Annotated in this window: 1 protein-coding gene; it reads left to right on the top strand. The window is 47.1% G+C overall.

The features are described 5' to 3' along the window. Positions 1 to 458 (top strand): UTRA domain-containing protein (locus NE664_13120; GenBank protein MCQ4727574.1); only part of this gene is annotated, 458 nt, incomplete at its 5' end. Positions 459 to 535 lie beyond the last annotated feature (77 nt).

Genomic DNA, 535 nt, shown 5'->3' on the forward strand with positions numbered 1-535 from the left:
GCTTCTCCGAGGAAATGGGCCGCCACGGCATCACCATGATGACCAGTCACTGCGTCATGAGCCGGGAAAGGGCCGGAAAAACAGTGGCTGAGAACTTAAAACTGGATCAGGACAGTTACTGCTATAAGCTGGAGCGGGTTCGCTGTGCACAGAATATTCCTGTTGTGTATTCCATCACATGGCTGACCAACAAGTACCGTCTGCCCATTGACAACGATTTGTATAAAGATTCGCTGTATAAGCTCTTAAAGGAAGAATACGGCATCGTGATAGCCAGGGGCAGGGATACATTTGAAGCGGTTTTAGCCACGGAAGTGACAGGGAAATTCTTAAATATTGATCCCGGACAGCCTGTGTTTAAACGGATCCGCAATACGTACGACCAGGATAACGACGTCCTGGAGTACACAATCTGCTATTATCCCGGAGAACGGTATAAATATTCGGTAGAGCTGTAAAGGAAATGGAGAATTGCATGAAAAAGAAAAACATTGTCTTTATCTGTACGGATCAGCACCGGACCGATACGCTGTCG

Source organism: Anaerotignum faecicola (genome assembly GCA_024460105.1).
Lineage (GTDB): Bacteria > Bacillota > Clostridia > Lachnospirales > Anaerotignaceae > JANFXS01.